Genomic DNA, 13,317 nt, shown 5'->3' with positions numbered 1-13,317 from the left:
GACGGCTGACGGCTGACGGCTGACGGCTGACGGCTGACAGATAACGGCTGACAGCTGACGGCTGACAGACAGCAACTTCTGTCATTCCACGACACCCCTCTCTGCGGTGTCGCATCCCCACCCGCGCCCCTCCGGGGCCCAGGTGTGCCTGTGTAGGAGGCAATCCCATGACTCGCGCCAACAGGGTGCGGGCGGTGATCGCGCTTGCCGTAATGGCCCTTGCCGCGGTCCTCGCCGTGACCAAGCAACCACGCCTCGGCATCGATCTCCGCGGCGGAACCCAGATCGTCCTGGAGGCACGCGACTCCGCGACGACCCAAGCGACCCCGTCCACGACCGACGACACCATGGAGGTGCTGCGCCAGCGCGTGGACGCACTCGGAGTCGCCGAGCCCAACCTCGTACGTTCCGGAGACGACCGCATCATCGTCGAACTCCCCGGCCTCCAGGACCCCCGGCAGGCCACCGAGGTCCTCGGCCGCACCGCCCAGCTCACCTTCCACCCCGTCGAGGGCGCCCCGGACCGCGGCTCCGCGAACCCCGGGCCCGCGCCCAGCCCCGGCCCCGGCAATGCAACCGACGAGCCCGGCGACGCCAACGGCAAGCAAGGCGACGCAACCGACCAGCCCGGCAAGAAGAGCGGCGAGGGCGGCGCCACCCCCCGCACCGACGAGTCGGGCCGCCCCGTCGAACTCGGCCGCACCGCCATGACCGGGGACGAGGTCAAGTCCGCCAGGGCGGCGGTCGACCCGCAGCGCGGCTCCGGCTGGTTCGTCGACCTCGGCTTCCGCGACGAGGGCGAGGACGCGTGGGCGGACCTGACCGGAAAGGCGGCCTGCTCACCGCCCGGAGACCCGCAGCGGCGGGTGGCGATCGTGCTGGACGACAAGGTCATCTCCTCGCCTCAGGTCGACCCGTCCGTCTCGTGCCACCACGGCATCTCCGGCGGGAACACCCAGATCACCGGCGACTTCGGCGAGAAGGAGGCGAAGGAGCTGGCGACCCTGATCGAGGGCGGCTCGCTGCCCGTACCCGTCGAGGTGATCGAGCATCACACCGTGGGCCCGACGCTGGGCGCCGACGCGATCGCGGCGAGCACCTGGGCCGCGGCCATCGGCGTCCTGCTCACCTCCGGCTTCGTGATCTGCGTGTACCGGCTCTTCGGCGCACTGACCGCCGTGGGCCTGCTCTGCTACGGGCTGATCTCGTACTCGGCGCTGCTCGCGTTCGGAGCGACGCTCACGCTCCCCGGCCTGGCCGGCTTCGTGCTGGCGATCGGCATGGCCGTCGACGCGAACGTCCTGGTCTTCGAGCGCGCCCGCGAGGAGTACGCGCAGGCCGGGCGCGGCAGAAGTCCGCGCAGTGCCGCGACGAAGGGCTTCCGCGGCGCGTTCGCGGCGATCGTCGACTCGAACGTCACCACCCTCCTCGCCGCGCTGCTGCTCTTCACGCTCTCCTCGGGGCCGGTACGCGGCTTCGGCGTGACGCTCTCCATCGGCGTGCTCTCCTCGATGGTGAGCGCGCTCGTCGTCACGAGAGCGCTTGTGGACTTCGCGGTCGCACGCCCTGCCGTACGGGCCAGGCCGCGGATCACGGGCCTCGCCGGTCTGGGCCGCGTACGGACCCGCCTGACGAAGCGGAACCCGGACTGGATGCGCTGCGGGAGGAGCTGGCTCGCGGTCTCGGCCGCGGCCGTCGTACTCGCGGTGTGCGGAATCGTGCTGCGCGGGCTGGACTTCGGCGTCGAGTTCACCGGCGGCAGGCTCGTGGAGTACTCGACCAGCCACGCCGTCGATCCGGAAGCCGCACGCTCCGCGCTCGCCGACGCGGGCCTCCCGGACACCGTCGTGCAGAGCTCCGGCGACGGAGGGGACGGCGGCAGCGAAGCCGCCGGGAGCGGAGAGGGGAGCGGGCACGAGATCACGGTGCGCTCCGAGGGACTGACCGACGGCCAGGAGGAGACGGTCCGTTCGACGCTGGACGGCCTCGGCGGGGACGCGGAGAAGGTACGCGACGAACTGTTCGGCCCGAGCCTCGGCGACGAGCTGCGGCGGAACGCGGTGATCGCACTCGGGGTGGCGCTCGGGGCCCAACTGCTCTATCTGGCCTTCCGGTTCCGCTGGACGTTCGGCGCTTCGGCGGTGCTCGCACTCGCCCATGACGCGGTGATCCTCGTCGGCGCCTTCGCCTGGCTGGGGAAGCCCGTGGACGGAGTGTTCCTCGCGGCGCTGCTGACCGTCATCGGCTACTCGGTCAACGACTCGGTCGTCATCTTCGACCGCGTCCGCTCCGAATGGCGGGACGGGCAGAAGAAGCCCTTCCGGAAGGTGGTCAACAACGCTGTCGTGCAGACGGTGCCGCGCACCATCAACACAGGCATGGGCGCGCTGTTCATCATCGCCGCGCTGGCGGTGCTGGGCGGAGACTCTCTCGGCGACTTCGCCCTCGCACTACTCATCGGGATCGCGGTCGGCTCGTACTCGTCGCTGTTCGTCGGCGCGCCGCTGGCCGTCGAGTTCGAGACCCGTACGTCCGGTACGCCCGCGCCACCACGCCCGGGCACCCGACGCACGGCCTCCGCGAAGCCGAGGCAGCGCCGCTCCCCGAACGACAACGGAGCCCGCGTCTGAGGAAGCCCATCCGACGGGGTGCGCCCGTGCACGCGCCTGCCCGGCGCACCCCGGCATCGCGCACACCGAGCGCGCACACACGCCGAGGGCGGCACCCCTTCCGGGATGCCGCCCTCGGTCCGTATCCGTGCCGGGAGGCCGGAGCTTCCGATCGCCGCGCGATCAGAAGTCCATGCCACCGCCCATGCCACCGGTCGGGTCGCCGCCACCGGCGGCGGCCTTCTCCGGCTTGTCGGCGATGACGGCCTCCGTCGTCAGGAAGAGCGCCGCGATGGAAGCGGCGTTCTGAAGCGCGGAACGGGTCACCTTGGCCGGGTCGTTGATGCCCTCGGCGAGCATGTCGACGTACTCGCCCGTGGCGGCGTTGAGCCCGTGGCCCGCCTTCAGGTTGCGCACCTTCTCCGTCACGACGCCGCCCTCGAGGCCGGCGTTGACCGCGATCTGCTTGAGCGGCGCCTCCAGCGCGAGCTTGACGGCCTGCGCACCGGTCGCCTCGTCGCCTTCCAGCTCCAGCTTCTCGAAGACGCTGGAAGCCTGGAGCAGAGCCACGCCACCACCGGCGACGATGCCCTCCTCGACGGCTGCCTTGGCGTTGCGCACCGCGTCCTCGATGCGGTGCTTGCGCTCCTTCAGCTCGACCTCGGTGGCGGCACCGGCCTTGATGACGGCGACGCCGCCGGCCAGCTTCGCCAGACGCTCCTGGAGCTTCTCGCGGTCGTAGTCCGAGTCGGAGTTGTCGATCTCGGCGCGGATCTGCGCGACGCGGCCGGCGACCTGGTCGCTCTCGCCCGCACCGTCGACGATCGTCGTCTCGTCCTTGGTGATGACGACCTTGCGGGCGCGGCCCAGCAGCTCCAGACCGGCGTTCTCCAGCTTGAGGCCGACCTCTTCGGAGATGACGGTGCCGCCGGTGAGGATGGCGATGTCGCCGAGCATCGCCTTGCGGCGGTCGCCGAAGCCCGGAGCCTTGACGGCGACGGACTTGAAGGTGCCGCGGATCTTGTTGACGACGAGCGTGGACAGGGCCTCGCCCTCGACGTCCTCCGCGATGATCAGCAGCGGCTTGCCCGACTGCATGACCTTCTCCAGCAGCGGAAGGAGGTCCTTCACGCTGCCGATCTTGGAGTTGACGATGAGGATGTACGGGTCCTCGAGCTCCGCCTCCATGCGCTCCATGTCGGTGGCGAAGTACGCGGAGATGTAGCCCTTGTCGAAGCGCATGCCCTCGGTGAGCTCCAGCTCGAGCCCGAAGGTCTGCGACTCCTCGACGGTGATGACGCCTTCCTTGCCGACCTTGTCCATCGCCTCGGCGATCAGCTCGCCGATCTGCGGGTCGCCGGCGGAGATGGAGGCCGTGGAGGCGATCTGCTCCTTGGTCTCCACGTCCTTCGCCTGCTCCAGCAGGGCGGCGGAGACGGCCTCGGTGGCGCGCTCGATGCCGCGCTTGAGCGCCATCGGGTTGGCGCCTGCGGCTACGTTGCGCAGGCCCTCCTTGACGAGCGCCTGGGCGAGGACGGTCGCGGTCGTCGTGCCGTCACCGGCGACGTCGTCCGTCTTCTTGGCGACCTCCTTGACCAGCTCGGCGCCGATCTTCTCGTACTCGCCCTCGAGCTCGATCTCCTTGGCGATGGAGACGCCGTCGTTGGTGATCGTGGGGGCGCCCCACTTCTTCTCCAGCACGACGTTACGGCCCTTGGGGCCGAGCGTGACCTTGACGGCGTCGGCGAGCTGGTTCATCCCGCGCTCGAGGCCGCGCCGCGCCTCCTCGTCGAACGCGATGATCTTGGCCATGTGAAGTGGTCCCTCCCGGACTGGGGATCCCCCTGCACAACCAGGGGACGGGTATACCGGACCGCGCTGGCGCCCGCGACGGACGGCCCGAGCCGCATGGTTCCTTGCTCCACCCGGCGAACGAGCCTCACCGACCCGGTCCTTGATTGTCACTCTCACTCATAGAGTGCTAACGCAATGATTAGCACTCGACCCCTGCGAGTGCAAGCGCCCCCAGGACATCACACCGGGCCGGGACGTACGCAAGCGCGCGGGAGCAGGGCACCCCTGGGACGTTCTCGCGGGCGCCCTCGCGCACGGAGCCGCGGCCGGACACAGCACCGAGCCGCACCCCACCGAGCCCCGACAGCGCACGGAGCCGGACAGCACAGAAGGGCCGTACCCCTTCCCGGAGTACGGCCCCTCGTACGGCTGTTGTTACGGCTGTTTGCAGCTCTGCGCAGTGTTGCGGGTGCTCAGGCAGTCACACGGACCATGTCCGCCTGCGGCCCCTTCTGACCCTGCGAGATCTCGAACTCGACCCGCTGTCCTTCGTCCAGGGTGCGGTAGCCGTCCATCTGAATCGCGCTGTAGTGGACGAATACGTCTGCACCACCGTCGACCGCGATGAAGCCGTATCCCTTCTCCGCGTTGAACCACTTGACGGTGCCCTGAGCCATCCCTAACTCCCCTATTACTGGCCCTTGCGCGAGCCCGCACTTCACGAACCCGGGTCAGACCTCACCTCCGGCAAGCCCCGCAGACAGGCGGATGCGAACGCGGAAGGCGTCGACCGCGGCTGAATGTATCTGTACGGACGCCCTCTGCAACAGGTCACGAAGACGAGAAATCTGCGTACCACTCGAAGCCCCAAAAGCCCGCAATCCCCGCACAAGCGGGGCAAGCAAGGCCGGGCATAGAGCACCAACGCGACAATTGCCGCCGCGAATTCGGGCACAAGTTGTCGCGTTCTCATATGCTCCCGGCACGTGCCGGGTGAGTCACTGGGGGTGGGATTCTGCGTAACCCTATCGCGTCCCCACACGCGGAACCGCCCCCTCCGTTTCGTTCACGTGTTCCCGGAGGAGGCGGTTCGACGGTAGGCGGATCGGGGCCGGGCGCAAGGGGCCTTCACCGACCTCTCACGAGACCTCAGCAGGGCCCCGCCACGGCGGACTTCAGCAGCCCCCGGCCACCGCCGGGATGATGGAGACGCTGGCGCCGTCCGGCGTGGGGGTCTCCAGGCCCTGCTCGAAGCGGACGTCGTCGTCGTTGACGTAGACGTTGACGAAGCGGCGCAGCTTGCCCGAGTCGTCCAGCACGCGGGCGCCGATGCCGGTGTGGTTCTTCTCCAGGTCGGCCAGCACCTCGGACAGGGTCGCGCCCTCGGCGCTCACCTCCGCCTGCCCGCCGGTGTAGGTGCGCAGGATCGTCGGGATACGGACGTTCACGCTCATGATGCGAGACCAGCCTCTCGGAAGGAGTCCAGGTTGGGACGGATGACGGCGGTCGGACCGGTGGTGGGAGCCACCGCGTCCAGGGTCTTCAGGCCGTCGCCGGTGTTGAGCACGACGGTCGTGAGGGTCGGGTCGAGCCGGCCCTCCTCGATCAGCTTCTTCGTGACGCCCACGGTCACCCCGCCCGCGGTCTCGGCGAAGATCCCCTCGGTGCGCGCCAGCAGCTTGATCGCGTCGACGATCCGCGGGTCGTCGACGTCCTCCACCGCGCCGCCCGTGCGGCGGGCGATGTCCAGCACGTAAGGGCCGTCGGCCGGGTTGCCGATGGCCAGCGACTTGGCGATGGTCTCCGGGCGCACCGGGCGTACGACGTCGTGCCCGTCCTTGTACGCGCGGGAGACCGGGGAGCAGCCCTCCGCCTGTGCGCCGAAGATCTTGTACGGGCTGGGGGCACCTCCCGGGCCGCCAGGCCCAGGGGGAGTCTCGACCAGGCCGAGGGCGATCAGCTCCTTCAGCCCCTTGTCGATCTTCGTCAGCTGGGAGCCGGAGGCGATGGGCACGACGAGCTGGTCGGGGAGCCGCCAGCCGAGCTGCTCGCAGATCTCGTACGCGAGGGTCTTGGAGCCCTCCGCGTAGTAGGGCCGGAGGTTGACGTTGACGAAGCCCCAGCCCTCGCCGGCGGGGTCGCCGATCAGCTCGGAGCAGAAGCGGTTCACGTCGTCGTAGTTGCCCTCGATGCCGACGAGTTCGCCGCCGTAGACGGCCGCCATGACGACCTTGCCCTGCTCCAGGTCGTGCGGGATGAACACGCACGAGCGCAGTCCCGCGCGGGCGGCGGCGGCTCCGACGGCGCCCGCGAGGTTGCCCGTGGAGGAGCAGGAGAGGGTGGTGAAGCCGAAGGCGCGGGCGGCCTCGACCGCTATGGCGACGACGCGGTCCTTGAAGGAGTGCGTCGGGTTCCCCGAGTCGTCCTTGATGTGGAGGGAGCCGGTGACGCCGAGCTCCCGGGCGAGCCGGTCCGCCCGTACGAGCTTGGTGAACCCGGGGTTGGTGTTGGGCTTGGCGGCCACGTCCTCGGGGACGGGCAGCAGCGGTGCGTACCGCCAGATGTTGTCGGGGCCGGACTCGATCCGTTCACGAAGCGCCGCCGGGTCGCCGCCGGGAAAGTCGTAGGCGATCTCCAGCGGCCCGAAACACGCCTCGCAAGCGAAGACCGGACCGAGCGGGGTGCGCTCGCCGCACTCGCGGCAGGAGAGCGCGGCGGCGGGACCGAGCAGGGCTCCCCCGGTGTCGGCGGGAGCGCTGGCGGCAGCTTGAACAGCCATGATTCGGCGAGGCCCTTTCTCCTCATCTTCCCCGTGACGTATCTCGCCACGAGACGGAATTGGCACCTTCCCGAGCCGGGAGCCTCGCGCTGTCATGTCACTGGTACGAGACCGGCTGGAGGGTTGCCGGGGCTTCAACGGGCCGTTCCCTCTGCCCCTCTGGATGAGCGGTGTGAAGTTGTACGTCGGTACGGGCGGCGCTTCGGTGCGGTCTCCGGGCCGGACCCGGCATGCGCTCGCCTTCCGCGTTGTTCAAGACTGTAACCGACAGGCCCGGGCGTTGAGACAGGCGTCCGAACCGCGAGATGGATCACAGGGAGTGGCCGGGTGCTGGACGAAGTCGAGCAGTGGTTGGAGCGCCGGTCGTACACATGCGCCGATCGTCCCATCCCGCGGCTGCTCGCGGCGAAGCGGGCCACCGGCTCCCGGGTCAGCGTCGTACTGCCCGCGCTGAACGAGGAGCGGACCGTCGGCGGGATCGTGTCGGTGATCCGGCGCGAGCTGATGGCCGCCTCCCACACGGCTCCCGCGGGGACGCCCCCGCTCGTGGACGAGCTGGTGGTGCTGGACTCCGGCTCGACGGACCGTACGGCCGCGGTCGCCGCCGAGGCCGGCGCGAGGGTCGTGCACCGCGACGAGGTGCTGCCGCGGCTGCCGGCGCTGCCCGGCAAGGGCGAGGTGCTGTGGCGTTCGCTGCTCGTGACGAGCGGCGACGTCGTCTGCTTCGTCGACGCCGACCTCCGCGACTTCACGGCCGACTTCGTATCCGGCGTCGTGGGGCCGCTGCTGACCGATCCGCGGCTGCGGCTCGTCAAGGCGATGTACGACCGGCCGCTCGGCGACGACCCGGCGGGCGGCGGCCGGGTCACGGAGCTGGTCGCGCGCCCGCTGCTCAACCTCCACTGGCCGCGGCTCGCGGGCTTCGTGCAGCCGCTCGGCGGAGAGTACGCGGCCCGCCGCACGCTGCTGGAGCAGCTGCCCTTCCCGGTGGGCTACGGCGTCGAACTGGGCCTGCTCATCGACTCGTTGCACACCGTGGGGCTCGACGCGCTCGCCCAGGTCGACGTCGGCGTGCGGCGCCACCGGCACCAGGACGGGATGGCCCTCGGGCGGATGGCGGCGGCGATCCACCACACGGCGCAGCTGCGGCTGGCGCGCGGCAGCCGGCTCGTGCGTCCGACGCTGACGCAGTTCGAACGGAGCGCGGGTGGCGGCGGCGCCGGCTCGGGCGCCGGGACCGGGACCGGGACCGGCACCGGCGGCTTCGAGGCGCACAGCCACGCCGTCGACACGGTCGAGCGGCCGCCGATGCGCGAGATCGAGGAGTACGCGGCGCGCCGGGCGGCCTAGGCGGCAGGCGGAACTTCGCCGGGCACGGCATTTCGCGGCACCGGCACGGCCCCGGCCCGTCCGCGCGGTCGACCGGACGTACGTCACGTTTGTGCGGAACGCGGCGCGGCTAGGCTCGGGCCATGGTCGCCGAACGCTCATCCCGGCAGGGCCGCGAGGCCCCGCGAGGCCTCGCGGACGTACTGGTCGCGTCGAACAGGGGCCCGGTCTCCTACTCCGTGGCCGGAGGCTCCGGGGGAGGCTCGCTCTCCGCCAAGCGCGGGGGCGGCGGGCTGGTCTCGGGGCTCTCCGCCATCGCGACGCAGCGCGAGGACGGTTCGGGCAACGGTTCCGGCAGTGGCTCCGGCAACGGTTCCGGCGGGGACGCCGTGTGGGTGTGCGCGGCGCTCGGCGACGGCGACCGCGAGGCGGTGCGACGCACGGGCGGCAAGCTCGACCCGGCGGACACCGGCGGCCACTCGGTACGCATGCTGGACATCCCCGAGGACACCTTCGCCGACGCCTACAACGGCATCGCCAACTCCGTGCTCTGGTTCGTCCACCACATGCTCTACCAGACGCCTCTGGAGCCCTCGTTCGACGCGGAGTTCGAGCGGCAGTGGGCCTCGTACGAGCGCTACAACGCGGCCTTCGCCGACGCCCTCGCCGAAGAGGCCGCCGACGGCGCCACGGTGCTCGTGCAGGACTACCACCTGACGCTGGTGCCGGGGCTGCTCCGCGAGCGCCGTCCCGATCTGCGCATCGGGCACTTCTCGCACACCCCGTGGGCGCCGCCGGACTACTACGGGATGCTGCCCGGCGCCGTCGCGGAGCAGGTGCTGCGCGGAGTGCTGGGCGCCGACCGCGCCGCGTTCCTCACCCGCCGCTGGGCGCGCGGCTTCGCCGACTGCTGCGCGCGGGTGCTGGGCGCGGCGGTCGCCGAGGACGAGTCGACCGGCGAGCTGGAGGTCGTCTGCGACGGCCGCAGGACCCGGCTCGGGGTGCACGGGCTGGGCGCGGACCCGGAGTTCCTGCGGGAGCGCGCCGGGCGCGAGGACGTCGGCGAGCGGATCGCCATACTGCGCGAGGAGATCGGCAGCGACCCCGAGGGCAGGCCGCGCAGTGCGGTCGTACGGGTGGACCGCACCGAGCTGTCGAAGAACATCGTGCGCGGGCTGCACGCGTACGCCCGGCTGCTGGCGGACCGGCCCGAGTGGCACGGCCGCGTCGTCCACCTGGCGCTCGCCTACCCGTCGCGGCAGGACCTGGCGGTCTACCGCGACTACATGAGCGAGGTCTCACGTGTCGCCGACGAGATCAACTCGACGTACGGGACGGAGAGTTGGACCCCGGTCGTGCTGTTCCTGAAGGACGACTTCGCGCGCTCGCTCGCGGCGTACCGGGTGGCGGACGTGGCGCTGGTCAACCCGATCCGGGACGGGATGAACCTCGTGGCGAAGGAGGTCCCGGTCGTCTCGGACGACGGCTGCGCGCTGGTCCTCTCCCGCGAGGCCGGGGCGTACGAGGAGCTGGGCGAGGACGCGATCGTGGTCAATCCGTACGACATCGCGGAGACGGCGCGCGCGCTGCACGAGGCGCTGACGATGGACCACGGGCGGCGCGCGGAGCGCACCAAGCGGCTGGCCGCGGCGGCGACGGCGACGCCTCCGACGCGCTGGTTCCTCGACCAGCTGCACGCCCTGCGCGAGGGCTGACCCGGCCTGGCCCGACCTGACCCGGCCGGGGACGACAGCGGCCGCAACGGCGGGCGCCGGCGGCGAGGCCGCGGCCAGCCGCGGACCCGAAACGAAACGGACCGCGAGCCCGGACCGCGTCTCCGGCCAACCGGCTAACCGGCCCATTCCTCCAGGGAGTCGGCCATCGCCTCCAGCAAGCCGACGAGGCCCGCGGGCCCTTCGACGACGATGTCCGCGCGGTCGGCCACCTCGGGCACCGACTCTCCCGTGTCGCCGCCGCTGCTGCACACCAGCAGACCGGGCACGCCCTCGCCGCGAAGTTTCTCCACGGCGGCGAAGGCGGCGAGGTCCCCGAGGTCGTCGCCCGCGTACAGCACCGCCCCGGCGCCGGTTTCACGAAGGTGGGCGGTGAGCGCGGCTCCCTTGTCTATGCCGGGTGCGCGCAACTCCATGACCATGCGGCCCGGTTCGACCACGAGGCCGTGCCGCTCCGCGAGCGCGTACAGGGGCGCCCGCAGCAACTCGAAGGCGGCGGCGGGGTCTTCCGTACGCCGGGTGTGCACCGCGACGGCCCGTCCCTTGTCCTCGGTCCAGGTGCCGGGCGGTGCGCCCGACTCCGCCAGCAGCGACGGGAGTTCGGCCCGTACGGCGTCGACACCGGGAGGCGGCGGGGCGGCGCTCAGCCTGCCGGTGGCGGCGTCCCAGCGCTCCGCTCCGTACGCGCCGAGCACGGTGAGGTGGTCCAGCCCCTCCGCGCCCACGAGACCGCCGTAGCGCACGGCCGCCTCGGCGGGGCGTCCGGTGACGACGGCCACCGAGCACAGGCGCGGTGCGAGGCGGGAGAGCACCGGCACGGCGCCGGGATGTGCCCGGGCGTCGGCGGGGTCTTCGACGATGGGGGCGAGGGTGCCGTCGAAGTCGACGGCCACGGCGGCTCGGCGGGGCCGGGAGAGGATCGCGGCGAGCCCCTCCCGGCCTGCGTCGGTACGGGGTGTCGGTAGCGCGGCCATGCCGCGACCATACCCGGCGGCGGGGGACGGGCAGCGCGGCTCGATGCGCGCCGCAGGTGCTCGGCGCCGCCGATCGCCGACTCCCGTCAGCGGCGGGCCCGTTGGGCCTCGCGGCGGCGGCGCAGGCGGTTGACGGTCACCGGGTCGTGCGCGAGGGCGCGCGGGTCGTCGAGCAGGGCGTTGAGCAACTGGTAGTAGCGGGTGGGCGACATGTCCAGCTGCTCGCGTATGGCGCGCTCCTTCGTTCCGGACCCGGACCAGCCGCGGCGTTCCATGGCGAGCACCGCGAGGTCACGCTCGGAGAGGGCGGACGGCGGCTGCGGCTGTGCGGGCGTCTGCGGCCGTGTGTGGCCGTCCCGTTCCCCACTCCCGCTTCCGTCCCGTGCCCCGTCGTCCGGCCCGACCGGCGGCGAGCCAGGCCCGTCCGGCTCATGCGGCCCGACCGGCCCGTCCGGCGTGCCGGGCCCGTCCGGCGTGCCGGGCCCGTCCGGCTGTACGTCGCTCATCCGTCCAACCTAACTCCGGGCCCGGAGCGGCACATCCGCGCGTTCAGCGCTCGCCGATCGCCGTGTCCTGCGCCTCCGCGCGCCGCTGGATGCCGCCCAGCACCTTCGCCGGGTCCCCGTGCGGGCCGACGGCCTTGCCGATGCTCCGCTTGATGTCCCCGCTCACCTTCGCCCACGAGACCTTGCCCACCGGGTAGAACTCGGCGCTCAGCAGCTCCTGTTGGAAGCGGCGCAGCGGCTTGTGCGCGGGCCGCTCGCGCATCCGGTCGTTCGCGGAGGTCGTCACCGGGAGCAGGTCGTAGCGGTCGGCGAACTCGTAGTGGTTCTCCTCGCTGAAGACGAAGTCCAGGAAACGGCCCACGTCTTCGCGCCTGCCGTTCTGCTTGAACGCCATCACCCAGTCCGCGACGCCCAGCGTGGCGCCCGAGGGTCCGTTCGCGCCCGGCGGCACCGCCGTGCCGTACTTCAGGCCGCGGCGCCGCGTCTCCCTCAGCAGCGTCGGATGGCCGTTGAGCATGCCGACGTCGCCGCGGGTGAAGGCGGCGAAGAGGTCGCGGCGGTCCGTGCCGCCCGGGTCGGGGTTGGTGAGCTTCGGCCCGACGAGGTTCTCGCGCAGCCAGTCGAAGGTCTTGATGTTCGCGGCGGCGTCGATGGTGTAGTTGCCGACCTTGTCGGTGTACGCGCCGCCGCCGCTGAGCATCCACATCAGCGCCTCCGCGGGGGCCTCCTCGGGACCGAGCGGCAGCCCGTACGGGATCTTGACGCCCGCGGCGTTCAACCGGGCGGCTGCGCGGGCGAGTTGGTGCCAGGTGCGGGGCGGGGTGTCCGGGTCGAGCCCGGCCTTCTCGAAGAGGGTCTTGTTGTAGAAGAGCAGCCGGGTGCTGGCGACGAAGGGCATCCCGTACTGCACCCGGCGCACCTCCCCGGCCTCCGCGAGCGCGGACAGGAAGTCGGCCTGCACGGGTATGGAGAGCACCTCGCCCGCGCTGTAGAGCTTGCCGGCCGCGGCGAAGTCGGCGTATGCGCCGATCTGCGCGATGTCCGGCGGTCTGCCCGCGTCGACCATCGCGGCGACCTTCCGGTCGACGTCCTTCCAGCTGAACACCTCGACGTCGACGTCGAGTCCGGGGTGCCGGCGGCGGAAGCGGCGCACGAGGTCGTCCCAGTAGCGCTGCGAGCCGTCGCCGCGGCCGGGTGCGCCGTAGTCCGCCGCCACGACCTTGAGGGCCGCGCTCTGCGTTCCCGTGTCGGCGCCGCAGCCGGCGGTGAGCACACCGCCCGCCGCCGCTCCTGTCGCCGCTGTCAGCCCGAGGAACCTGCGACGTTCCACAGCACTACCCCTCCACCCTGCGCACGGCACGTGCGTGTGCCGTGCTGCGCTCCGTACCACCCCCGCGTCCGGTGCCCGACCGGACGTGTACAGGACAGGAGTCTCCACGGGAGACGGTTGAAGGTCTACACCAAGGGCGAAATCTGTTTGCAACGGCCCCTCCCGTTTCTTCCGGTACCTCCAACGACGAGCATGGAAGCGGCAGTTCTCCATGCCAGACCAGGACACTTGCGGGCCTTCCGTGCCGGGCCGCGTCCGCCCGG

At 71.6% G+C, this 13,317-nt stretch carries 9 protein-coding genes, 1 pseudogene and 1 riboswitch; of the genes and pseudogenes, 3 read left to right on the top strand and 7 right to left on the bottom strand.

Features of this window, described 5'->3' with window-relative positions; translation table 11 throughout:
- Positions 1–167: 167 nt before the first annotated feature.
- Positions 168–2,630, top strand: a complete 2,463-nt coding sequence (gene secD / locus HCC61_RS16060) for a protein translocase subunit SecD (protein ID WP_169136154.1) — start codon at positions 168–170, stop codon at positions 2,628–2,630.
- Positions 2,631–2,792: 162 nt separating this feature from the next.
- On the opposite strand, the gene groL is transcribed toward secD, so the two are convergent.
- From groL to thrC, 4 genes are all read right to left on the bottom strand, one after another.
- Entirely contained in the window at positions 2,793–4,421 is a 1,629-nt protein-coding gene (gene groL / locus HCC61_RS16055) for a chaperonin GroEL (protein WP_169136153.1), read from the bottom strand.
- Positions 4,422–4,876: 455 nt separating this feature from the next.
- On the bottom strand, positions 4,877–5,080 hold the full coding sequence (locus HCC61_RS16050) for a cold-shock protein (RefSeq protein WP_028429801.1): 204 nt from the start codon (positions 5,078–5,080) through the stop codon (positions 4,877–4,879).
- A 498-nt stretch (positions 5,081–5,578) separates the two neighbouring features.
- Positions 5,579–5,857 (bottom strand): MoaD/ThiS family protein, encoded by a 279-nt coding sequence (locus tag HCC61_RS16045; protein ID WP_169136152.1) that lies wholly within the window; start codon positions 5,855–5,857, stop codon positions 5,579–5,581.
- Positions 5,854–7,182 (bottom strand): threonine synthase, encoded by a 1,329-nt coding sequence (gene thrC / locus HCC61_RS16040; RefSeq protein WP_169136151.1) that lies wholly within the window; start codon positions 7,180–7,182, stop codon positions 5,854–5,856. Before thrC ends, HCC61_RS16045 begins: the two co-directional genes overlap by 4 nt.
- A gap of 19 nt (positions 7,183–7,201) precedes the next feature.
- A riboswitch (SAM riboswitch) is annotated at positions 7,202–7,352 on the bottom strand.
- 157 nt (positions 7,353–7,509) lie between these two features.
- On the opposite strand from thrC, the gene HCC61_RS16035 reads away from it, so the two are divergent.
- Together HCC61_RS16035 and HCC61_RS16030 are read left to right on the top strand one after the other, a co-directional pair.
- On the top strand, positions 7,510–8,532 hold the full coding sequence (locus HCC61_RS16035) for a glucosyl-3-phosphoglycerate synthase (protein WP_169136150.1): 1,023 nt from the start codon (positions 7,510–7,512) through the stop codon (positions 8,530–8,532).
- Positions 8,533–8,654: 122 nt separating this feature from the next.
- Positions 8,655–10,226: a trehalose-6-phosphate synthase gene (locus HCC61_RS16030; RefSeq protein ID WP_169136149.1), complete on the top strand. Its 1,572-nt coding sequence runs from the start codon at positions 8,655–8,657 to the stop codon at positions 10,224–10,226.
- A 134-nt stretch (positions 10,227–10,360) separates the two neighbouring features.
- Here HCC61_RS16030 and otsB read toward each other — a convergent pair whose 3' ends face one another.
- The 3 genes and pseudogenes from otsB to HCC61_RS16015 form a co-directional block, all read right to left on the bottom strand.
- Entirely contained in the window at positions 10,361–11,218 is an 858-nt protein-coding gene (gene otsB, locus HCC61_RS16025) for a trehalose-phosphatase (protein ID WP_169136148.1), read from the bottom strand.
- Between the two features lie 86 nt (positions 11,219–11,304).
- A pseudogene (locus HCC61_RS16020) lies at positions 11,305–11,523 on the bottom strand (DUF3263 domain-containing protein); the annotation flags it as partial.
- A gap of 244 nt (positions 11,524–11,767) precedes the next feature.
- Complete coding sequence (locus HCC61_RS16015; protein ID WP_346777229.1) at positions 11,768–13,054, bottom strand: extracellular solute-binding protein; 1,287 nt, start codon at positions 13,052–13,054, stop codon at positions 11,768–11,770.
- Positions 13,055–13,317 lie beyond the last annotated feature (263 nt).

It is taken from the genome of Streptomyces sp. HNM0575, from assembly GCF_012726265.1.
In the GTDB taxonomy this organism is placed as follows: Bacteria; Actinomycetota; Actinomycetes; order Streptomycetales; family Streptomycetaceae; genus Streptomyces.
Note: the sequence above shows the minus strand (reverse complement) of the source record. Positions and strands in the feature narration are given on the sequence as shown.

Coding starts and splice junctions, on each gene's coding strand:
- secD (WP_169136154.1), top strand. CDS start 168: ATGACTCGCGCCAACAGGGTGCGGGCGGTGATCGCGCTTGCCGTAATG.
- groL (WP_169136153.1), bottom strand. CDS start 4,421: ATGGCCAAGATCATCGCGTTCGACGAGGAGGCGCGGCGCGGCCTCGAG.
- HCC61_RS16050 (WP_028429801.1), bottom strand. CDS start 5,080: ATGGCTCAGGGCACCGTCAAGTGGTTCAACGCGGAGAAGGGATACGGC.
- HCC61_RS16045 (WP_169136152.1), bottom strand. CDS start 5,857: ATGAGCGTGAACGTCCGTATCCCGACGATCCTGCGCACCTACACCGGC.
- thrC (WP_169136151.1), bottom strand. CDS start 7,182: ATGGCTGTTCAAGCTGCCGCCAGCGCTCCCGCCGACACCGGGGGAGCC.
- HCC61_RS16030 (WP_169136149.1), top strand. CDS start 8,655: ATGGTCGCCGAACGCTCATCCCGGCAGGGCCGCGAGGCCCCGCGAGGC.
- otsB (WP_169136148.1), bottom strand. CDS start 11,218: ATGGCCGCGCTACCGACACCCCGTACCGACGCAGGCCGGGAGGGGCTC.